At 59.1% G+C, this 20,643-nt stretch carries 17 protein-coding genes; 11 read left to right on the top strand and 6 right to left on the bottom strand.

What is annotated here, in order from left to right:
• The first annotated feature begins 48 nt into the window (after positions 1-48).
• The 5 genes from BMZ32_RS02885 to BMZ32_RS02865 all read left to right on the top strand — a co-directional run bounded on the left by BMZ32_RS02885 (position 49) and on the right by BMZ32_RS02865 (position 5,588).
• Entirely contained in the window at positions 49-630 is a 582-nt protein-coding gene (locus BMZ32_RS02885; RefSeq protein WP_244153937.1) for a tetratricopeptide repeat protein, read from the top strand.
• Positions 623-1,774 carry an outer membrane protein assembly factor BamB gene (gene bamB / locus BMZ32_RS02880; protein WP_090241520.1) on the top strand — a complete coding sequence of 384 codons (1,152 nt, stop codon included), beginning with the start codon at positions 623-625 and terminating at the stop codon, positions 1,772-1,774. Before BMZ32_RS02885 ends, bamB begins: the two co-directional genes overlap by 8 nt.
• A gap of 124 nt (positions 1,775-1,898) precedes the next feature.
• On the top strand, positions 1,899-3,371 hold the full coding sequence (der, locus tag BMZ32_RS02875) for a ribosome biogenesis GTPase Der (RefSeq protein ID WP_090239336.1): 1,473 nt from the start codon (positions 1,899-1,901) through the stop codon (positions 3,369-3,371).
• Between the two features lie 289 nt (positions 3,372-3,660).
• Positions 3,661-4,809, top strand: a complete 1,149-nt coding sequence (locus BMZ32_RS02870) for a pyridoxal phosphate-dependent aminotransferase (protein WP_090239333.1) — start codon at positions 3,661-3,663, stop codon at positions 4,807-4,809.
• The gene (locus tag BMZ32_RS02865) at positions 4,797-5,588 is read left to right on the top strand and encodes an amidohydrolase (RefSeq protein WP_090239330.1); all 792 of its coding nucleotides are present in this window, start codon (positions 4,797-4,799) and stop codon (positions 5,586-5,588) included. The genes BMZ32_RS02870 and BMZ32_RS02865 overlap by 13 nt, the downstream gene beginning before the upstream one ends.
• A 55-nt stretch (positions 5,589-5,643) precedes the next feature.
• Here BMZ32_RS02865 and BMZ32_RS02860 read toward each other — a convergent pair whose 3' ends face one another.
• Positions 5,644-6,744, bottom strand: coding sequence for an alkene reductase (locus tag BMZ32_RS02860; protein ID WP_090239329.1), 1,101 nt, complete (start codon positions 6,742-6,744; stop codon positions 5,644-5,646).
• Positions 6,745-6,861: 117 nt separating this feature from the next.
• Here BMZ32_RS02860 and BMZ32_RS02855 point away from each other — a divergent pair, with 117 nt between their 5' ends.
• The gene (locus BMZ32_RS02855) at positions 6,862-7,233 is read left to right on the top strand and encodes a winged helix-turn-helix transcriptional regulator (protein WP_279626723.1); all 372 of its coding nucleotides are present in this window, start codon (positions 6,862-6,864) and stop codon (positions 7,231-7,233) included.
• A 62-nt stretch (positions 7,234-7,295) separates the two neighbouring features.
• On the opposite strand, the gene leuA is transcribed toward BMZ32_RS02855, so the two are convergent.
• From leuA to xseA, 4 genes are all read right to left on the bottom strand, one after another.
• A complete protein-coding gene (gene leuA / locus BMZ32_RS02850) occupies positions 7,296-8,966 on the bottom strand; it encodes a 2-isopropylmalate synthase (protein WP_090239327.1) in 1,671 nt (556 codons plus the stop codon).
• A 334-nt stretch (positions 8,967-9,300) separates the two neighbouring features.
• The gene (locus tag BMZ32_RS02845) at positions 9,301-10,557 is read right to left on the bottom strand and encodes a mechanosensitive ion channel family protein (RefSeq protein WP_090239325.1); all 1,257 of its coding nucleotides are present in this window, start codon (positions 10,555-10,557) and stop codon (positions 9,301-9,303) included.
• A 103-nt stretch (positions 10,558-10,660) separates the two neighbouring features.
• Complete coding sequence (locus tag BMZ32_RS02840; protein ID WP_090239324.1) at positions 10,661-11,485, bottom strand: peptidoglycan DD-metalloendopeptidase family protein; 825 nt, start codon at positions 11,483-11,485, stop codon at positions 10,661-10,663.
• A gap of 44 nt (positions 11,486-11,529) precedes the next feature.
• Positions 11,530-12,909 carry an exodeoxyribonuclease VII large subunit gene (gene xseA, locus BMZ32_RS02835; protein ID WP_167376736.1) on the bottom strand — a complete coding sequence of 460 codons (1,380 nt, stop codon included), beginning with the start codon at positions 12,907-12,909 and terminating at the stop codon, positions 11,530-11,532.
• Positions 12,910-13,024: 115 nt separating this feature from the next.
• On the opposite strand from xseA, the gene BMZ32_RS02830 reads away from it, so the two are divergent.
• The 5 genes from BMZ32_RS02830 (at position 13,025) to tadA (ending at position 19,006) form a co-directional block, all read left to right on the top strand.
• The gene (locus BMZ32_RS02830; RefSeq protein WP_090239322.1) at positions 13,025-13,576 is read left to right on the top strand and encodes a sugar ABC transporter ATPase; all 552 of its coding nucleotides are present in this window, start codon (positions 13,025-13,027) and stop codon (positions 13,574-13,576) included.
• Between the two features lie 117 nt (positions 13,577-13,693).
• Positions 13,694-15,163, top strand: coding sequence for an IMP dehydrogenase (gene guaB / locus BMZ32_RS02825; protein WP_090239320.1), 1,470 nt, complete (start codon positions 13,694-13,696; stop codon positions 15,161-15,163).
• Between the two features lie 226 nt (positions 15,164-15,389).
• Complete coding sequence (gene guaA / locus BMZ32_RS02820; protein ID WP_090239318.1) at positions 15,390-16,970, top strand: glutamine-hydrolyzing GMP synthase; 1,581 nt, start codon at positions 15,390-15,392, stop codon at positions 16,968-16,970.
• A 186-nt stretch (positions 16,971-17,156) separates the two neighbouring features.
• Positions 17,157-18,524, top strand: a complete 1,368-nt coding sequence (locus tag BMZ32_RS02815; RefSeq protein ID WP_090239317.1) for a multicopper oxidase family protein — start codon at positions 17,157-17,159, stop codon at positions 18,522-18,524.
• The gene (gene tadA / locus BMZ32_RS02810) at positions 18,524-19,006 is read left to right on the top strand and encodes a tRNA adenosine(34) deaminase TadA (RefSeq protein WP_090239314.1); all 483 of its coding nucleotides are present in this window, start codon (positions 18,524-18,526) and stop codon (positions 19,004-19,006) included. The genes BMZ32_RS02815 and tadA overlap by 1 nt, the downstream gene beginning before the upstream one ends.
• Here the strand turns inward: tadA and mltF are convergent.
• Positions 19,003-20,463: a membrane-bound lytic murein transglycosylase MltF gene (mltF, locus tag BMZ32_RS02805; protein ID WP_090239311.1), complete on the bottom strand. Its 1,461-nt coding sequence runs from the start codon at positions 20,461-20,463 to the stop codon at positions 19,003-19,005. The genes tadA and mltF overlap by 4 nt on opposite strands.
• Positions 20,464-20,643 lie beyond the last annotated feature (180 nt).

Genomic DNA, 20,643 nt, shown 5'->3' with positions numbered 1-20,643 from the left:
GATGATGAAGATCTGGCGGTAATCAAGGACTGGTGGCAGCAAAATGGCATGCCATTGCTAACCGGTGTTGCGCTGGCATTGGTGGTGGTTTTTGGTTGGCAGGGCTGGCAGAAATACCAGAGCAATCAGGCTCACGGTGCCTCGCTGGTGTATCAACAGCTGTTGGAAGCTGCTCTGGAGCCAAGTGGCAAGCCTGACGCGGCTAAAGTCGCAGAGTTGGCTAACACACTAAAAAATGAATATGCCGGTAGCCATTACGCTCAGTACGGCAGCCTGTTCGTGGCCAAAGTAGCAGTTGAAGCGGGCAAGCTGGACGACGCCGCCAGCGAGTTGCAGGCGATTGTTGATAAACCAGCTGACGACAGTTTGGCTGAGTTGGCCCGTCAGCGCCTGGCGCGTGTGCTGGCTGCTCAGGATAAAGCCGATGATGCCTTGAAGCTGCTAGATACCAAGGCTGCGTCGGCATTTACTGCCAGCCGTGAAGAACTTAAGGGTGATCTGTTGGTGCAACTCGGCCGTACCGATGATGCGCATGCTGCCTACGAGAAAGCCAAAGCAGCGCTCTCTGAAGAGGCGGCTGTTGGTGGTCTGCAAATGAAGCTGGATGATCTGGCAAAAGGGGATGCGTGACGTGATGCGCTGGAAGAATGCCGCAATGCTGGCCCTAGCCTTATTGGCTGTAGGTTGCAGCAGCAATAGCAAGAAGGAACTGCCCCCAGCCGACCTGCCTAAGTTCGAGGAAGAGGTTAGCCTGCAGAAAGAATGGAGTCGCTCGATTGGCGACGGCCAGGGTGAAACCTTCAACATGCTCACGCCTGCGATTGACGGTGAGCAGATCTATGCTGCTGACGTTGAAGGCCTGGTCGTGGCCATGAACCGTATGACCGGCAAGATTCTGTGGAAAACTGAGCTGGATCTGCCGGTATCCGGTGCTGTTGCCGCAGGCTATGGCCTAGTAGTTGTCGGTACGTTGAAAGGCGAAATCATCGCCCTCGATACGGTTAGCGGTGAAGAGAAGTGGCGTGCTCGTGTTACCAGTGAAGTATTGGCCGCGCCAGCGCTGAACGGTGATGTGGTGCTGGTGCAGACTCAAGATGACCGCCTGATCGCTTTTGATGCCGACAGCGGTAATCAGCGCTGGATCTTCGAAAATACTCCGGCGGTTCTGACGCTGCGCGGCACCGGTAGTCCGGTACTGACTAATCGTCTGGCCGTCGCGGGCCTGTCCACTGGCAAGGTGATTGCGCTGGATGCACAGCGTGGTATTCCGGTCTGGGAGCAGCGTGTGGCTGTGCCACAGGGCCGTTCTGAGTTGGAGCGCGTTGTCGATATCGACGGCGGCTTACTGCTTTCGGCCGGTACGCTCTATGCAGTTAGCTATCAAGGCCGTGTGGCCGCTATGGATCTGGAGAGTGGGCGTATCCTTTGGCAGCGTGAAGCCTCCAGCTCGGTTGGCGTTGCCCAGGGTTACGGCAGTGTTTATGTAAACCTGGCCAGCGGTACGGTTGAAGGGATCGACGAGCGTTCGGCCTCGGCATTGTGGAACAATGACGCGCTGGCTCGCCGTCAGCTGTCCGCGCCGGAAGTGTTCTCCAGTTATGTGGCGTTTGGTGATCTGGAAGGTTACCTGCATCTGGTGAGTCAGGTGGATGGCCGTTTTGTCGGCCGTACACGTATCGACAGCGATGGTCTACGTGCGCGTCCATTGGTGGCAGGCGGCTGGCTATATGCCTTCGGCAATAGCGGCAAACTGGTGGCTTTGACCATCAAATAAGCGCCTGTCGCTTTGGCTATGCTGTACAGCTCTTGGGGCTGTGCCGCGTCGTCAGTGCAATGAATTCCGGCCGCTGCCCTGCAGCGGCCTTTGTATTTTCTGAAATAACGAAGTGGAGAGCCTAATGGTTCCCGTAATTGCCCTGGTGGGCCGTCCGAACGTCGGCAAGTCCACCCTGTTTAACCGCTTGACCAAGTCCCGTGACGCGATTGTCGGCGACCTGTCTGGTCTGACCCGTGATCGCCAATACGGCGAGGCCAAGTGGCAGGGGCGAACCTATATTGTCATCGACACCGGTGGTATTTCCGGTGACGAGGAAGGTATCGACGCAAAGATGGCCGAGCAGTCTCTGCAGGCCATTGAAGAAGCCGATGCTGTACTGTTTCTGGTAGATGCCCGTGCTGGGCTGTCCGCCTCCGACCAGATGATTGGTGAGCACCTGCGTCGCCGTAACAAGCGCAGCTTCCTGATTATCAACAAGGTCGACAACATCGACGCTGACCTAGCGCGTGCTGAGTTCTCCAGCATGGGTATGGGCGAGTCGCTGCCGATTGCCGGTGCTCACGGTCGCGGTCTCACGCAGATGCTCGAAGCCGTGCTGGGCTCCTTTCCTAAGGATGCCAACGAGCTTGCAGAAGGTGAGGAAGATGAAGTCGTCCTCGAAGGTCAGGAAGCCAAGCGCATTCCAGGCCCGAGCGAGAAAGACGGTATCAAGCTGGCGATTATTGGCCGTCCCAACGTCGGTAAGTCGACCCTGGTCAATCGTATGCTCGGTGAAGACCGGGTCATCGTTTATGACCAGCCGGGTACCACCCGCGACAGCATCTATATTCCGTTCGAGCGTGATGACGAGAAGTACACCTTGATCGACACCGCCGGCGTACGTCGTCGCGGCAAGATTTTCGAGGCGGTAGAAAAGTTTTCGGTGGTGAAAACCCTGCAGGCAATCCAAGACTCCAACGTCGTGGTGTTTGTCATGGATGCCCGCGAAGGCGTGGTCGACCATGACCTCAATCTGCTCGGTTTTGTGTTGGAAAGTGGCCGTGCGCTGGTGATCGCCCTGAACAAGTGGGATGGCATGGAGCCCAGCGAGCGCGACTATGTGAAAGTCGAACTGCAGCGCCGGCTGTTCTTTGTCGACTTTGCCGATATCCACTTTATCTCGGCGCTACACGGCACCGGTGTGGGCAATCTGTACAAGTCGGTGCAGGCTTCGTTCAAGTCGGCGATCACTCGCTGGCCGACCAACCGCCTGACCCAGATTCTGGAAGATGCAGTCGGTGATCACGCGCCGCCCATGGTTAACAATCGCCGGATCAAGCTGCGTTACGCCCACTTGGGCGGTGCTAACCCGCCGCTGATCGTGATCCATGGTAACCAGGTCGATGCGGTGCCCAAGTCCTATGTCCGGTACTTGGAAAACACCTACCGTCGAGTGCTCAAGCTGGTCGGCACGCCGATTCGTATCGAGTTCAAAGGTGGTGAGAACCCTTACGAGGGTAACAAAAACTCCCTCACCGATCGTCAGGTGAACAAGAAGCGCCGGATGATGACCCACCACAAGAAGGCCGAGAAGAAGCGTAAAGACAAGCGCTAAGCTCGGACTAAACGCTCTATAAAGGCACCTGCGGGTGCCTTTTGCGTTTTTGGGTGATGGGCTATCCTGCCGCTTCACTCGCAGGTTGATGAAGAACTACCTGCGTTGGCAATACTGCGTTAAAACAGGCTCGGGAAGCCGCTGCGGCTAACGCGCTTGAGCGCGACTCGAAGGGCGAGTGAAACGAGTAATGCTCATTTACAGCTCGTAAACTTGTGTGCAACCCCAGTCTGCTTCCTCGTCTACGTTTCTCAACAGCCTGTTAGCACTCAAGCCGGATGCTTCCTCGATGATCATCAGCAAGTTACCGAACGTCGGCACCACCATTTTTACCCGCATGTCGCAGCTTGCTGTGGAAACCGGCGCGCTTAATCTTTCGCAGGGTTTTCCTGATTTCGATGGGCCGTTGGCTTTGCGTGAGGCGGTCGGGCGGCATATCGCTGCTGGGCATAACCAGTACGCACCGATGACGGGTTTGCCTGCCCTGCGAGAGCAGGTGGCAGCGAAGATTGCCCGCAGTTATGGCCGCACTGTCAGTGCCGATAACGAGATCACCATTACTCCTGGGGCGACTCAGGCAATCTTCTGTGCGGTGCAGGCGCTTATCCGTGCGGGCGATGAGGTTATCGTCTTCGGCCCTTGCTACGACAGCTATGAACCCTCCGTTGAGCTGGCCGGTGGGCGTTGTGTGCACGTGCCGCTGGCGCTACCCGATTTCGCCATCGACTGGCAGCGTCTCAATGATGCGCTAAGCGTTAATACGCGCCTGATCATCCTTAATAGTCCGCACAACCCCAGTGGTGCGTTGATTTCTAAAGCCGAACTGGATCAGCTGGCTGAGCTGATTCGTGGTCGTGACATTTACCTGATCAGTGATGAGGTTTATGAGCACCTGGTGTTTGACGGCACCAAGCACGTCAGTGTGTTGGCCCATGAGGAGTTGTATCAGCGCGCTTTTGTGGTCAGCTCGTTCGGCAAGAGCTATCACGTCACTGGCTGGAAAACCGGTTACGTGGTGGCGCCGCCAGCGCTGAGCGCGGAGCTGCGCAAGGTCCATCAATACGTCAGCTTCTGCGCAGTAACGCCGCTGCAATGTGCGCTGGCTGACTATATGGCTGAGCATCCTGAGCATGTCGAGAACCTACCAGGCTTCTACCAGGCCAAGCGCGACCTGTTCTGTGACCTGTTGGCCGGCTCGCGTTTTAGCTTTACTCGCGCTGCAGGCACCTTCTTTCAGCTGGTCGACTACTCGGCAATACGACCTGACTTGGATGACCTAGCGATGGCCGAGTGGCTGACCCGCGCACATGGCGTCGCGGCGATTCCGGTGTCGGTGTTCTATCAACAGCCGCCAAAAGAGCTAAGGCTGGTGCGTTTTTGCTTCGCCAAGCGCGAAGAAACCCTAAGGCAAGCGGCGGAAAAATTATGCGCGATATAAGTGCATTACCTGATCTAGAGCTGGCGCTGATACAGACTTCCTTGGCCTGGCAAGACCCAGCGGCCAACCGCGCGCATTTTGCATTCCTGTTGGGGCAGGCTCGCGGGGTGGATCTGATTGTGTTGCCCGAGATGTTCAATACCGGGTTTTCTATGGATTCCAGCACCTTGGCTGAACCAGAGGATGGTCCAACCAGCGAGTGGCTGCGTGAGCAGGCCCAAGCGTTGCAGGCAGTCGTTACAGGCAGTCTAATTATCCAGACCGCTGATGGCGCGTACCGCAATCGCCTGCTCTGGGCGCGCCCAGATGGTTCCGTGGCGCACTACGACAAGCGTCACCTGTTTCGCATGGCTGGTGAGCACAAGCACTTCAGTGCGGGTGAGCAACAAGTGCTGATGCAGGTGAAAGGTTGGCAGGTAAGACCGCTGATTTGTTACGACCTGCGCTTTCCGGTGTGGAGTTGTGACCCGCAACATACCGACCTGCTGCTCTACACCGCCAGCTGGCCGGCGGTGCGGCGTAACCAGTGGAATCGCCTGTTGCCAGCGCGAGCGATCGAAAACCTCTGCTACGTAGCGGCGCTCAATCGAATTGGTGAGGACGGCAATGGTCACGCCTACAGCGGTGACAGTCAGGTGTTGGATTTCCAGGGCGAGACCTTGCTGGTCGCCGGAGCAGCTGATGGGGTGTTTCGTCTAACCTTGCGTGCGGCCGACTTAGCCGCTCATCGGCAGCGCTTCCCGGCTCATCAGGATGCCGATGCTTTCCAGCTGAGCTGATACGCAGATAAGCAAACGCCGGGCATTGCCCGGCGTTTCGTTAGAGCAGAATTGCTTAGCCCATGCTTGGATAGTCGGTATAACCCTCAGCGCCGCCGCCATACAGGGTGTTGCCGTCCAGTGGGTTGAGTTCAGCGCCGGCCTGGAAGCGGGCGAGTAGGTCCGGGTTGGCGATATACGGGCGGCCATAGGCCACGAGGTCAGCCAGCCCTTCGCTGATGGCTTGCTCACCGCTTTCGGCCGTCTGTCCGCCAGCAATGATCAGGGTACCGGTGTAGATGTCGCGAAGGGCGCGTAGCAGTTCATCAAAGCCTTCGAAGGTACCGCCTAGCCAATCTGGGCGGTTGACGTGCAGGTAGGCCAGGTTGCGGCTGTTGAGCTGCGCAACCAGATAGCTGAAAGTCTCCAGTGGATTGGCATCATTCACATCGCCGAAGGTGCCCATTGGTGAAATACGGATACCAACCTTACGGCTATCGCCGACTGTGGCCACGGTCGCGTCAACTACTTGCAGGACCATGCGGGCACGGTTCTCAGCCGAGCCGCCATAGGTATCGCTGCGCTGATTACTGTCGGAGCACAGGAACTGATCCAACAGGTAGCCATTAGCAGCGTGCACTTCAACGCCATCGAAGCCAGCCTTGATCGCGTTGGCGCTGCCATGGGCATAAGCAGCCACAACATCCGGCAATTCGTTCAGCTCCAGTGCGCGCGGCATGGCAGTGGCGGCCTTGTGGTGGCTGCCGTCGGCCTCGACCACATAGCACTCGGCTTTAGCCTGGATTGCCGAGGGCGCCACCGGGTCAGCGCCATGTGGCTGCAGCAGCGGGTGGGAAATGCGCCCGACATGCCAGAGCTGGAGAAAAATACGCCCGCCGGCCTGATGCACCGCCTGGGTCACCTGCTGCCAGCCGGCGACCTGGGCGTCGCTGTGGATGCCTGGGCTCCATGCATAGCCTTGACCTTCAGGGCAGACCTGACTGGCTTCGCTGATGATCAAGCCGGCGTTGGCGCGCTGCGCGTAGTAGCTGGCGTTTAGCTCGCCTGGCACGTTACCGGGCAGGCTGCGCTGACGCGTCAGGGGTGCCATTACCAGGCGATTGGGCAGGGATAGGGCGCCCAGTTGCAGCGGCGTGAGCAGGTGTTTGATCGTCATGAAAGCTCCATCAAGGTCGTCGAAGTGGCTGGTATGAGCCATGGCGGCTATTATGCGCGTGGCGATCTTTTTGGGAAGTACGTACGATATGGAAGGTAACTTACTTGGAGGTAATCAATGATAGGCGAGCAGCAAGCCGGCTTGGCTGAAAACAAATTGCTGATGCAGGGCGACAAGGTTTACAGCACGCCAATGGATGTCACCTTGGAGGTGATTGGCGGCAAGTGGAAAGCGTTGCTGGTGTATCGCCTGCTCAACGGTCCGCTGCGGTTTTCCGAGCTGAAGCGGCTGGTGCCGGGCATCACTGAGAAGATGCTGACCCAGCAGTTACGAGAGCTGGAGCGTGTTGGCGTGCTGACCCGCACAGTGTTTGCCGAGGTGCCGCCGCGTGTGGAGTATTGCGTAACCGAGCACGGTGCCACCCTGCAGCCGGTGCTAGCCGCCATGTGTGAATGGGGACGTAGTCACTGTCAGCAGCAGGGTGAGTGAGGGCGATGGAGGCTGTTAAGTCGCTAGCGAATGAAAGATCCCGCTAGCAACCCATTTGCCATTCAGGCGGCTCGTTCGGCAGCCTGGCCGATGGCCCGGTTCAATGCGCTGAACAGCGCCCGGAAGCTTGCCGTGGTCAGGTTTTCATCGATGCCGACGCCATGCAATGCACGGCCACCATTAACGCGCAGTTCGATATAGGCCGCTGCTTTGGCGTTGGTGCCAGCGCCGATGGCGTGCTCTGAGTAGTCCATGATCTCCACGGCGACGGGCAGGCCGGCGACCAAGGCTTCCAGTGGGCCTTTACCGATGCCGCGCCAGTGCTGAGTTTCACCTTCGTTGATGACTTCGACATCAACTGCGCTGGTGCCGTTTTCTTCCTGCAGGCGATGGCCTTTCAGCGCATAGGGCGTGGTCGCTTGCAGGTATTCGCGCTCAAGTAACTGGTGGATCTGTGCCGCGCTCATTTCCAAGCCCAGGCGGTCGGTTTCTTTTTGCACTACCTGGCTGAACTCGATCTGCATGCGGCGCGGCAGGTTAATGCCGTATTCCTGCTCCAGCAGGAAAGCAATGCCGCCTTTGCCGGATTGGCTATTAACGCGGATCACCGCCTCGTAATCGCGGCCGATATCGGCCGGATCTATCGGCAGATAGGGCACTTCCCAAACCGCATCGGCCTGGCGCTGAGCGAAGCCCTTGCGGATCGCATCCTGGTGCGAGCCGGAGAAGGCGGTATGGACCAAATCGCCGACGTACGGATGACGAGGGTGAACGGGGATTTGGTTGCAGTCCTCAACCACTTTGCGCACGTTGTCGATATCGGAGAAGTCCAGCTCCGGGTTCACGCCTTGGGTGTAGAGGTTCAGCGCGACGGTGACCAAGCAGACGTTGCCCGTGCGCTCGCCGTTGCCGAACAGGCAGCCTTCGACGCGATCCGCACCGGCCATTACCGCGAGTTCGGTGGCCGCAACGCCAGTGCCGCGGTCGTTGTGGGTGTGCACGCTAATCAACACACTGTCGCGGCGATCGATGTGGCGACCAAACCACTCGATCTGGTCGGCATAGTTATTCGGCGTGGCGCACTCGATGGTCGCGGGCAGGTTGAGGATCAGCTTGTGCACTGGTGTCGGCTCAAATACGCCGATGACGGCGTTACACACCTCAACGGCGAAATCGATTTCGGTGGAGCTGAACACTTCCGGCGAATACTCAAAACCCCAGCGCGTTTGTGGCGCAGCGGCGGCCAAGCGCTTGATGGTCGTGCCGGCGGCCACGGCGATGGCTTTGACGCCTGCCTTGTCCTGGTTGAAGACGATCTTGCGAAAGCTCGGCGCGCAGGCGTTGTAGTAATGCACGATGGCACGCTTGGCGCCCTTGAGTGACTCGAAGGTGCGCTCGATAAGGTCGTCGCGGGCCTGGGTCAGCACCTGAATGGTTACATCATCCGGGATATGGCCGCCTTCGATTAGTTCGCGGACGAAGTCGAAGTCGGTCTGCGAGGCGGAGGGAAAGCCTACTTCGATTTCCTTCAGGCCAACCTGCACCAAGCACTTGAAGAAACGCATCTTCTTCTCGGCATCCATAGGCTCGATTAGCGATTGGTTGCCATCGCGCAAGTCAGTGGAGAGCCAAATAGGGGCCTTATCGATGACCTGATCCGGCCAGGTGCGATCTGGGATGGCGATCTGGGTGAACGGGCTGTACTTGCTGGAGGGGTCTTTAAGCATGCTCATGGGGCAATCCTTTTAGCGCGGCGGCAATCGGCGGGCCGGGCGGAATCTGAAATAGGCTAGGGCGCTGGTGTCAGGCGTTAGCCACGCAGTCGCTGGCTCGCGGCATTGCCCACATCGGTGTGGGGCTTGGCGTGTTGGCGCAGCAAAAGAAGGGTGTGATAAGTGTGCATGGCTCCAACCCTAATCTTTGAGGCGAATGCTGGCAAGCAATGCCGATAAATTGGTGTTAATCAGCATTTAAGCTGATTTTAGATGGTTTTAATGCTGATAAATGCTGCTGTGCTTTGTGTTGATTGCGGGCGGCGGCAGCGAGTGCTGCCGCCGCATTTAGCCATCAGTGCTGAGCGGTAGGTATAAGCTTTGGTTTCAGCTCGCGCATGTCCGCGCCACTCGGGTGCTGGAAAACACGCAAGCCAAACTCCGGAAGGATCGCCAGCAGATGATCGAAGAGATCGGACTGGATCGCCTCGTAGCGCGTCCAGGCAGTCGTATTGGTGAAGCAGTAAAGTTCCAGCGGCAGTCCATCTGCGGTTGGGCTTAACTGCCTGACCAGTTGGGTCATCTCTTGATGGATACCCGGATGCTGGCGCAGGTAATGCTCGACGTAGGCGCGGAAGGTGCCGATGTTGGTCACACGTCGGGTGTTGGCCGGTTCCTGGCTGGCGTCGGCCAGTTCACTGTTCCAGCTGAGCAGCTCACTCTGCTTGTTGCTTAAGTACTGACCGAGCAGCAGGAAGCGCTGCAAGCGGACAATTTGCTCCGGGCTGAGGAAGCAGATGCTGGTTTGGTCAAGCAGCAGGCTGCGCTTGATCCGCCGGCCGCCGCACTCTTGCATGCCCCGCCAGTTCTTGAACGGGTCGCTGATAAAGCGTTTGGTCGGGATGGTGCTGATGGTCTTGTCCCAGTTCTGCACTTTGACCGTGTGCAGGGCGATGTCGATGACATCGCCATCGGCGTTCAGTTGTGGCATCTCGACCCAGTCGCCCACGCGGATCATATCGCTGGATGAGATCTGCACGCTGGCCACCAGGGACAGCAGTGTGTCTTGAAAAATCAGCATCAACACAGCGGCCATGGCGCCAAGACCGGAGAGCAGAATCAAGGGTGAGCGATCGATCAGGCTGGCGACCATAAGGATGGCGGCAATGGCGAAGAGCAGTATCTTCACCACCTGCACGTAGCCCTTGATCGGTTTCAGGTGGGCGTTCGGGCGCTTTTCGTAGGCGCTGTTAAGCAGCGTCAATACACCGCTGATGGCCAGGGCAATAGTCAGCACGATAAACGCGCTGCAGACATTGTGTGTCGCCGTCACGGCGGCTGCCGGCAGGTGGGGGACGAGGGTGATACCGGCAGAAATAATCAGCGCCGGTACGATGTTAGCGAGCCGCGCGGTGATGCGCGAATCACGCAGGGTGCCGTCTTGGCCAATGGGCGTGGCCTGGAGTGCCCGGTACAGGCCACGTAGCAGCACGCGCTTGACCACCCAGTTGGCCAGCCAGGCTGCAATGATCAGCAGAGTCAGGCCGGTCAGGGTGTAGAGCTCGGGGTAATTCTCAAGCCAGTTCTGGGCGTTGCTGTACAAGTCGCTCATGCCGCTCCTTTAGGGTCTCAGCGTATTAATCATCGTGGCCACCTTAGCAAAGGCACTGTTGTCAGGTCGGCTGGGTTGGTTGCTGGACGTGTCTTGTAGGTCGTTAGGGGGTGAAGGCTCCGATGAAAATCGCCGGGTCAACGCGGGCGTCGTTCAAGCTGACGTTCCAGTGCAGGTGTGGCCCGGTGGCGCGGCCGGTGGCGCCAACTTTACCGAGCACGCCACCACGTGGTAGCTCATCGCCGAGCTTCGCGTCGATGACCGAAAGGTGACAGAACATGCTGATCAGCCCTTGGCCGTGGTCGACAAACACGGTTTTGCCATTGAAGAAGTAGTCGCCAATCAGGATCACCTTGCCAGCAGCCGGTGCCTTAATCGGCGTGCCGCGGCTGGCGGCGAAGTCCAGCCCGGAGTGCGGGTTGCGCTCCTCGCCGTTAAAAAAGCGGCGCAAGCCGAAGGGGCTGGAGAGTGGCCCGTTGACCGGCTTGTCGAGCAGCAGGTTACTCGGCTGGCGTGGGCTGAATTGCTGATAGGCGTTGGTCTGTTCGGCCAGTTCGCGCTGGATGCGCTTGAGGTTGGCCGGGTTAGGGTTGACTTGCTGCTGGTTTTTCAGGGTGATGCGTTGTTCGCGGTAGTGCTTGCTAGCAACTTGGAAGTTCAACGTCTGGCTGCCGTTGACGCTGATTTGCTGGTTGCCGGGTTTGACGCTAAGCGGCACGCCGACAATGGCGATCCAGCGTTGCTGGTCTTCTTTGATCACTAATACCGGTTTGTTCTGATAACGCACATTGGGCGCTGTTTTTCCCGTGCCTAGATCGACGACAGCCACACCGCCTGGAACAGGCTTGTTCAGCAGGCGGCTGATAAAACCTTCGGCATGAGCGGGCAGGGCAAGACAGAGGGCGATTGAGCAGAGAAACAGGCGCATGACGATTCCAGTGGGTGTGCGGCTACTCGTTGGTGCGCTGCTGGCTAGTCCAGCAGCGACAACGTGACCGGCTGTAGATGATTGTCTTCGACCCGCACAGCCAGCTCGCCATTACCCAGTCGGGCTTTCAAGCGTTGCCCTGGTTGGGTGTCAGCGGCGTTACGGATAGCGCGGCCGCGCTCATCGAGGAGGATGCTGTAGCCGCGACCGAGGGTGGCCAGTGGGCTGACCGCGTGCAGGGTTTGCACCTGATTATGCAACTGCAGGTGACGCGCCTTGAGCCCTTCACGCATGCTGCGCTCCAGCCGCTCGGCCAGCGCTTGCAGGCGTTGATCAAGCAGCTTGAGGTTGCGCTCCGGGTGCAGGCTGAGCAGCCGAGTTTGCACATGGCTCAGGCGCTCGCGGCGGCTCTTCAATTGCCGCTCAAAGGCCCGGCTGAGGCGCATCTCCAGGTCATCCACGCGCTGGGCGTGCTGACGCAGGCGCTCACCTGGATGGCGCAAGCGCCGCTGCAAGCCGTCCAGACGCATGCGTTCGCGCTCCAGGCGATGCTGCATGCGCAGGTTCAGGCGGCGCTTTAGGATGTTCAGGCGTTGCACCAGTTCGCTGCTGTCGGGGGCCAGCAGTTCGGCGGCGGCCGAGGGCGTTGGCGCGCGGATGTCGGCGACGAAGTCGGCGATGGAGACATCGGTTTCATGACCCACGGCGCTGACGATGGGGGTTTTGCACGCCGCAATGGCGCGGGCTACCGGCTCTTCATTAAAGCACCAGAGGTCTTCCAGCGAGCCGCCGCCGCGGGCCAGGATCAGCGCATCAAAGCCGTTTGCATCGGCGATGCCGAGGGCGCGGACGATCTGCGCGGTGGCTTCGCGGCCTTGCACGGCAGTCGGGATCAGGGTCAGTTCGACCTGCGGGGCGCGCCGACGGAATACGCTGATGATGTCGCGTATAACCGCGCCGGTCGGCGAGCTGATAATGCCGATGCGTTTCGGGTGGGCTGGCAGGGCGACTTTAAGCTCGGCCGAGAACAGTCCTTCGGCGCTGAGTTTTTCCTTCAAGGCGTCGAACGCCAGGCGCAGTGCGCCATCGCCGGCCGGTTCGACAGCATCGAGAATCAGCTGGTAGTCACCGCGACCTTCAAACAGCGAAACTTTGCCGCGCACCTTCACGGCCAAGCCATCACGCAAGGCTTGGCGAGCTTTGGCGGCGTTCTGTCGAAACAGCGCACAGCGCACCTGCGCCTGGCTATCTTTAAGGGTGAAGTAGACATGCCCGGACGCCGGCTTGGCCAGGTTGGAGATTTCACCTTCCACCCAGATACCGCCGAATACATCTTCTAGCAGCAGGCGTGCACGGTTGTTCAGTTGGCTGACGCTGAGCACCTCGCGGTCGAGGTTCAGGCGTTGGAAGGGGTCTTTAATCATGGCCGGCATGATAAAGGCTTTGCCCTGGCTGGCCATAGCGGATTGACCTTGACCGTTACGGTCAGCCGATTAAGCTGCGCGCCCTTAGTTTCCCTAAACGTTAAACGAGCCTTTTATGAGTGAGCAGCAAGCCATCATCGTGCCGCAGATTTCCAGCTTTCCCGGCCATGAGGCGCGGGCGCGGTTGATTGTGCGTTGGCTGGTCAAGCAGAACATCATCGAAGAGCAGCTAAGCACCTGCGGGCGTACCTATAAGCACATGGGCTACGGCATTGCCGAGGGCGCGCGGCGTGTAGTCGAGCGTCCCGAGTTGTTGCCGTTCGGCCAGACCGTGCATGGCTTGGAGATTATCTACAAACGTTGCATCTACACCCCGACGGCAGGCTTTCTTGAAGAGGCAGGCTGCGCGCAGTGCCGCAAGGAAGTGGGCGAGGCCTTATTCGACAGCCTGGATGAGTGGATGCCAGGGCATACCGATAACTTCACCTGCCCGCGCTGTGGTCATGAAGATGACATCAACGGCTTTTTATTCCTGCAGCCCTGCGGTTTTTCCAATCTCGGCTTCATTTTTAACAACTGGGCGGATGCCGGCTTTAAAGCCAGTTTTCTCGACGAGTTCGCTGCGCGGCTGGGCTATCCGGTGTCTTTGGTTAGGGTCGAGTTGTAGGGCGCGGCATCCCGTACTCGAAGATTCGAGTGGGTTTGCCAATACTTTGCGTTGAGTGCGGGGGGGCGTCTGAGTATAATGGCGCGCTTCCAATTTTCCCGTCCGGGAGCCCCCGCCATGCTGCGTATCAGTCAAGAAGCTCTTACCTTCGACGACGTTCTACTTATTCCAGGTTATTCCGAAGTTCTGCCGAAGGATGTCAGCCTCAAAACGCGTCTGACCCGTGGTATTGAACTGAATATTCCCCTGCTCTCTGCTGCGATGGATACCGTCACTGAAGCCCGTCTGGCGATTGCCATGGCTCAGGAAGGCGGCATCGGCATCATCCACAAGAACATGACCCCCGAGCAGCAGGCGCTCGAAGTGCGCAAAGTCAAGCGCTACGAGTCCGGTGTGGTCAAGGATCCGATCACCATCGAAGCCGACGCCACTGTGGGTGATCTGTTCGATCTGACTCGGCAGAACAACATCTCCGGCGTACCGGTGCTGCACCATGGTGATCTGGTCGGCATCGTCACCAGCCGTGACGTGCGCTTTGAGACCAACATGCGCGCCACGGTGCGCGACGTGATGACCCCGAAAGAACGTCTGGTGACGGTGAAAGAGGGTGAAGACACCCAGACCGTGCGCAAGCTGCTGCACAAGCACCGCATCGAGCGCGTACTGATCGTCGATGAGCAATTCCGCCTCAAGGGCATGATGACGGTCAACGACATCGAAAAAGCCAAGGCTTACCCGCTGGCCAGCAAGGATGACCAAGGTCGTCTTCGTGTCGGCGCGGCAGTCGGCACTGGTGCCGATACTGAAGAGCGCGTTACCGCGCTGGTGCATGCCGGCGTTGACGTGATCATCGTCGACACCGCTCACGGTCACTCCAAAGGCGTGATCGATCGCGTGCGCTGGGTCAAGCAGACATTTCCTGAGGTGCAGGTCATCGGCGGCAACATCGCCACCGGTGACGCCGCCAAAGCGCTTGCCGAGGCTGGCGCCGATGCGGTCAAGGTTGGCATCGGTCCAGGTTCGATCTGCACCACGCGTATCGTCGCGGGTGTAGGTGTGCCGCAAATCAGCGCTGTCGCCAATGTGGCGGCTGCCCTAGCAGGCACCGGCGTACCGTTGATCGCCGACGGTGGCATTCGCTTCTCCGGTGATCTGTCAAAAGCCATTGTTGCCGGTGCTTCCTGCGTGATGATCGGCTCGATGCTCGCCGGTACTGAAGAAGCGCCTGGTGAAATCGAACTGTTCCAGGGTCGCTCCTACAAGGCTTACCGCGGTATGGGTTCGCTGGGCGCGATGGCGCAGGCTCAGGGCTCGTCGGATCGCTACTTCCAAGACTCTTCGGCCGGTGCTGAAAAGCTCGTCCCAGAAGGCATCGAAGGCCGCGTGGCCTACAAGGGCGCCATGGGCGCCATCGTCCATCAGCTGATGGGTGGCCTGCGTGCCTCTATGGGCTACACCGGTTGCGCGACCATCGAAGAGATGCGCAGCAAGCCTGAGTTCGTGCGCATCACCGGTGCGGGCATGGCTGAGTCGCATGTGCACGACGTGCAGATCACCAAAGAGGCGCCGAACTACCGCGTCGGCTGAAAAATCGCCGGATCGCTGCTGCGCTGGCTCATGCGACGTTGGAAAGCAGCTCGCAATGCTCATTGGCTCCAGCCAACTGCGCTTGCTCGTTACTTTCCGCCTTGCCTGAGCTGTGCTCGCGACGCGAATCCAGCGACTTTTAATACTGTTGAGTACACGGGGCTGCTGCTGTTGAAACGATGGGGCGGCCCCTTGTCATTTGTGAATTTCGCTACGAGAGACGGCCATGGCTCATCAAGACATCCACGCGCACCGCATCCTGATTCTGGATTTCGGCTCCCAGTACACCCAGTTGATCGCCCGTCGCGTGCGCGAGATTGGCGTGTATTGCGAGTTGCACCCGTTCGACATGAGCGACGATGACATTCGTGCCTTCGCCCCGCGCGGCATCATCCTCGCCGGTGGCCCGGAGTCGGTGCACGAAGCCAATAGCCCTCGCGCGCCGCAAGCGGTGTTTGACCTCGGTGTGCCGGTTTTTGGTATCTGCTACGGCATGCAGACCATGGCCGAGCAACTGGGTGGCAAGGTCGAAGGCTCCGAGCTGCGTGAGTTCGGTTACGCCCGCGTTGACGTGGTTGGTAAGAGCCGCCTGCTCGATGGCATCGAAGACCATGTCGACGCCGACGGCTTGTTCGGTCTCGACGTATGGATGAGTCACGGTGACAAAGTCACCAAGCTGCCGCTGGACTTCCACATCCTGGCCAGCACCCCGAGCTGCCCGATTGCCGGCATGTTCAACGACGCCCGTGGCTACTACGGCGTGCAGTTCCACCCGGAAGTGACCCACACCAAGCAGGGCGGTCGCATCCTCTCGCGCTTCATCCTCGACATCTGCCAGTGTGAAGCGCTGTGGACGCCGGCGAAGATTGCTGAAGACGCCATCGCCAACGTGCGTGCCCAAGTCGGCAGCGCCAACGTGCTGCTCGGTCTGTCTGGCGGTGTCGATTCCTCGGTGGTGGCGGCGTTGCTGCATAAGGCGATTGGCGATCAGCTGACCTGCGTATTTGTCGATAACGGTTTGCTGCGTCTGCATGAAGGCGAGCAAGTGATGGCCATGTTCGCCGAGAACATGGGCGTCAAAGTGATTCGCGCCAATGCCGCCGAGCAGTTCCTGAATAACTTAGCCGGCGAGTCTGACCCGGAGAAGAAGCGCAAGATCATCGGCCGTACCTTTATCGACGTGTTCGATGCCGAGTCCTGCAAGCTGGACAACATCAAGTTCCTCGCCCAAGGCACCATCTACCCGGACGTAATCGAGTCGGCTGGCGCCAAGAGCGGCAAGGCTCACGTGATTAAGTCGCACCACAACGTCGGTGGCCTGCCGGAGGAAATGAACCTCAAGCTGGTCGAGCCGCTGCGCGAACTGTTTAAGGATGAAGTGCGTCGTCTGGGTCTTGAGCTCGGCCTGCCGTACGACATGGTTTACCGTCACCCATTCCCGGGCCCGGGCCTGGGCGTGCGTATTCTCGGTGAAGTGAAGAAGGAATACGCCGACCTGCTGCGTCGTGCGGATCACATCTTTATCGAAGAGCTGCGCAAGGCCGACTGGTACCACAAGGTCAGCCAAGCGTTCGTGGTGTTCCAGCCGGTTAAGTCGGTCGGTGTTGTGGGCGATGGTCGTCGTTACGCTTGGGTCGTGGCCCTGCGTGCGGTGGAGACCATCGACTTTATGACCGCGCGTTGGGCGCACCTGCCCTACGAGCTACTGGAAACCGTCAGCGGCCGCATCATCAATGAGATCGAAGGCATCTCCCGCGTCACCTACGACGTGTCGAGCAAGCCGCCAGCGACTATCGAGTGGGAATGATCCCGCTTATTTGAAACACCACAAAGGCAGCGCGAGCTGCCTTTGTGGTTTCTGTGGGTGCGGCAATTGCGCGCGACGTGAGGCTCGCCTTGCTGTGGGTGTAAATGAGAAGATGTTGCAACTAGCTGCCTGAAATGTATCGGGCGGCCTACTGCTCTGGAGTGGATCCGGATCACGGGAGCGAATATGGCGTTTACTCGCAGGCAGGTTCTGGTCGGTCTCAGTGCGTTAGGCGTTGCCGGGCTTGGCATCGGCGGCGTGTGTTATTGGCTGGGGCGGGCAGAGAATCAGGCGAGCCATGATTATGAATTGATTGCCGCGCCGCTGGATGTCGAGCTGGTGCCTGGGCATATCACCCCAGCCTGGGGTTATGCCGGCCAAGTGCCTGGGCTGGAAATTCGTGCACGCCAGGGTGACTGGCTGCGGGTGCGCTTTATCAATCACCTCGATGAACCGACCACTATCCATTGGCATGGTATCCGCCTGCCGCTGGAAATGGATGGCGTGCCCTATGTGTCGCAGCTGCCGGTGCTGCCGGGCGAGTATTTTGACTATTGCTTCAAGACTGAAGATGCCGGCAACTTCTGGTACCACCCGCACCTGAGCAGCGCCGAGCAACTCGGCCGCGGTTTGGTTGGCCCGTTGATTGTCGAGGAGCGTGAGCCCACCGGCTTTGCCCATGAACGCACCTTGAGCCTAAAAACCTGGCACATCGACGAGCTGGGCGCATTCACTGCATTCAGCGTGCCGCGCGAGGCGGCGCGTGAAGGTACGCGCGGGCGGCTGACCACCATCAATGGCAAGCCGGCTCCGGTGCTGGAGCTGCCAGCGGGGCAGGTGGTACGCCTGCGTGTGCTGAACCTGGATAACACTGTGACCTATAAGCTCAATCTGCCGGGCGCTGATGCGCGTTTGTATGCGCTTGACGGTCATCCGATTGAGCCGCGCGCACTGGGTAAGGATTATTGGATGGGGCCGGGTATGCGCATCGACCTGGCTGTGAGGGTGCCGGAGGCGGGTGTTGAGTTGTCGCTGCGCAATGGCCCGCTGCGCCTGGCGACGCTGAAAAGCGTGGCCAGCGCTGAGGTGGCCGGGGATTGGCCGCCGCGCATGCCGGCCAATCCGGTGGCCGAGCCTGATCTAGAGCGCGCCGAAGTGCTGCGCTTTAATTTCGAGTGGTCGGCGCGTTTGGCCAGCGCAAGTGATAACGGGCCGGCCAAGTATTGGCAGATCAACGGTCAGGCCTGGGATATCAATGACAAGACTTGCGCCGATCGACCGATTGCTAGCCTGAAGAGGGACGGCCACTACATCTTCGAACTGCGCAATATGGCGCAGTACCTGCACCCGATTCACTTGCATGGGCTGGCATTCAAGGTGATCTCGTCCAACCGCAAGAAGATCATTCCGTATTTCACCGACACCTATCTGCTGGGCAAGAATGAAGTGGCGCGCATTGCTTTTGTCGCCGATAACCCGGGAATCTGGATGTTCCATTGCCATGTGATTGACCACATGGAAACCGGTCTGATGGCCGCGATCGAGGTGGCCTGATGCGCCGTCCATTGATTGTCGACCGCAGCCAAGATCAGCACTTTATGCGCGAGGCGCTGGCGCTGGCTGCTGAAGGTGCCGCGCTAGGTGAAGTGCCAGTCGGCGCGGTGCTGGTGCAGGATGGAGTGATTGTCGGGCGCGGCTTTAATTGCCCGATTTCCACCCATGATCCCAGCGCCCATGCGGAAATGGTGGCAATTCGCGCTGCCGCGCAGGCCGTGGATAACTACCGCCTGCCGGGCAGTACGCTGTATGTGACGCTGGAACCGTGCAGCATGTGCGCCGGCCTGATCGTGCATGCGCGGTTGCAGCGGGTGGTGTTCGGCGCGAGCGAGCCCAAGGCAGGCGTGGCGTTGAGTCGAGGTGAGTTCTTCAATCAGGCGTTTCTCAACCACCGGGTGTTGGTCGAGGGGGGGGTGCTGGCCGAGGAGTGCGGCGCGGTGCTCAGTGCCTTTTTCAAAGCGCGGCGCGAGCAACGTTAAAGCGGTGGCGTTTGCTGAATGGGCTGGCTCTTGTCGATGCCTGGCACGTGTTGGTTGCTTTCGGCGATTTGCGAGCCTTCCAGTTGTGGCTGGGTTACCCAGGTGAGGATGTCGTAATAACGGCGAATGTTGCGCACGAAATGCACTGGCTCGCCGCCACGGGCGTAGCCGTAGCGAGTCTTGCTGTACCACTGCTTCTGCGCCAGGCGCGGCAGAATTTTCTGCACATCCAGCCACTTATTCGGGTCGAGGCCTTCGGCTTCGGTGAGTTTGCGCGCGTCTTCCAGGTGCCCGCCGCCGACGTTGTATGAGGCCAGGGCAAACCAGGTGCGGTCGGGTTCTAGAATGCTTTCGGGCAGCTGGTTCTTCACGTGGACAATGTATTTGGCACCGCCCTGAATGCTCTGCTTGGGGTTCAGGCGATCTGATACGCCCATGGCCTGAGCAGTGCGCAGGGTTAACATCATTAGCCCGCGCACGCCGGTTTTCGAGGTGGCGGTGGGCTGCCAGAGCGACTCCTGATAGCCCATGGCGGCGAGCAAGCGCCAGTCCACCTGATTAGTCTTGGCGGCTTCACGAAAGTCTTTCTCGTAGCGAGGCAGGCGTTGCTGTAGGTGTTTGGCGAAGGTGTAGGCGCCGACATAACCGAGTACATCAACGTGGCCGTAGTAGCGATCTTTGAGGCGCTTTAGGCTGCCATTCTTGTGTGCACGCATGATGAAGACATTGATTTCATCGAGCAGGCTATTGTCCAGGCCGGGTGGGGTGGCCCATGCCAGGCTTTGCGAGTCGCCAAAGTCAAAGGCCACGCGCACGTTGGAGAAATAGACTTGGTTCATGGCCAGTTCGTTGGAATCGACCAAGGTCAGGTCGATTTGTCCCTCATCAACCATGCGTAGTAGATCGACGACTTCAACCGCGGACGACTCTTCATAAGTCAGCTCAGGCAGTTGCAGCTTAAGCTTGGCCAGCTGTTCGGCATGGCTGCTGCCTTTGAGTACCAGAATACGTTTACCCAGAAGGTCGTCAGGTCGGGTTGGGCGCTGTTCGCCGTTACGGTAGATCACCTGGGGGGTGACTTCGAGGTAGGGCAGAGAGAAACGCGCGTGCTGCTGCCGTCCGTCGCTTTCTACCAGGCCCGCGGCGGCTAGGGCCGGACCGTTTGGTTTATTCAGGCTGGCGAACAGCTCGTCGAGGTTGTCGGCGGTTTCGATTTTCAGCTCAACGCCAAGGTCCTCGGCAAAGCGTTTGACCAGCTCATACTCGAAGCCGGTTTCGCCGTTGCGGTCCTGGAAATAGGTGGCCGGGCTGTTACGGGTGATCACCCGCAGTACACCCTCCGCCTGAATGCGCTCGAGTGTGCTGGGTTCTTCAGCACAGCCACTGAGCAGCAGGAGGATTCCGATCACCGACAACCAGCAGGCGCAGCGCGCGCGAAACGCATATTGGGCAAACATTGGCGCAGTATACGCAAAGCATGGAGCGCGCCATATATCGACAGCAGATGGCTTCTCTGTTAGCAAAATTGTGCTTTTGCTTCGGTGCCCATCAAGCATTTTATGCTGCGCCTCGCGTTGTCATGCAGCGCTAACAGAGCCTGGCCTTCACGGGTGCCGTTGGCAGCGCTTTAGGCTAGA

Origin of the sequence: Pseudomonas guineae (genome assembly GCF_900113745.1) — a bacterium.
In the GTDB taxonomy this organism is placed as follows: domain Bacteria; phylum Pseudomonadota; class Gammaproteobacteria; order Pseudomonadales; family Pseudomonadaceae; genus Aquipseudomonas; species Aquipseudomonas guineae.
Note: the sequence above shows the minus strand (reverse complement) of the source record. Positions and strands in the feature narration are given on the sequence as shown.